General features: G+C 60.3%; 1 protein-coding gene. It reads left to right on the top strand.

The window, feature by feature from the left end; genetic code table 11:
• Positions 1-96 precede the first annotated feature (96 nt).
• Positions 97-1,103 (top strand): hypothetical protein (locus O3669_RS10860; RefSeq protein WP_371524867.1); only part of this gene is annotated, 1,007 nt, incomplete at its 3' end.

Below are 1,103 nucleotides of genomic sequence, written 5' to 3'. Positions count from 1 at the left end.
CGGACTCTGTATCACCGTCTTTATGCTCGCTGGGTGCGGGCTCGGCTGCGTTGGTCTGTGTCGCCGCCGGTGTTTTTTGCGCGAAAGCGGTACTGGTTGACGAGCGTTGCGGTTCTCGTCCTCATTGTTGGGGCGGTCGCCTCGGTGTTGGCGTGGCGCTCGCACGTTGAGCGGGTTGAGCGGGAGCTGGATGCTCAGGCGCTGGCTGGTGCGACCAGCGTGGTGAATGCCTACTGTGATGCGATCCTAAAGGGAAACGTTGATGAGGCGGCGGCGTTGGATGGCCTCGCCGATTCGACGGACCCGGAGTGGATGCTCACCGATGCGGGTGCTGATTTGAGGGGTGCAGCTCGAAGGGTCTATCAGGTCAGCCTCTCTGAGGGGACGCTCTCGCCCGACAGGCTCACAGCGACCTTTAATGTTACGAGTACCCCTTTCGTCAGGACGGTAGCGCCTGAGCATATCGAGATGGTGGCGCGCCGTGAGAGCCTGGATGCGCCGTGGATGATCGCTACGAGCATGGCGCAGACTGTGACGGTCGAGTTGCCCGCCGCCACGACCGAGGTTCTCTTCAACGGTGCTACCATCGCTTCCTTTAACCCCGTGGCGGAGTGGCCGGTCAAAGGACGGGCCCTCACGTTGACCCTCTACCCGGGGATGTATGAGATCGGCGCGCGCTCATTCAGTAGCGAAGCGCGCCTGAGCTCGTTGCCTGGCAAGCTTCAGCAGCTCTATCGAGATGACGAGTATCGCGCAGTCCGGTCTCTGTTCAACGTTGAGCTGTCGAGTACCGGCGCAACGACGGTGAGGCCCTTCACTTTCGATGCTATTGTCTTGGAAAAGCAAATAGAGTACGAGCTCGCGGAGATCATCGCGCAGTGTATCGACACGCAGGGAAGCGTATCCGATCTGTGCCCCGACGCGACCAAGAACGCCCCACCGAGAGTCAAGCAGGTTGACCTCAGTCACGAAGTCAGGTACTACGACATTCGAGTGACCATTGACTCTCCGACGACCTTCACGATTGAGAGGCTGTATGTCCCGAACCCAGCGCCCGGCATGGCCGAGTCATACACGGGCACTGTCACCGTCACCTATGACGA

Origin of the sequence: Pauljensenia sp. 20925_1_34 (genome assembly GCF_041432775.1) — a bacterium.
In the GTDB taxonomy this organism is placed as follows: Bacteria; Actinomycetota; Actinomycetes; order Actinomycetales; family Actinomycetaceae; genus Pauljensenia.
This window is presented reverse-complemented; position numbering and strand designations above follow the sequence as displayed.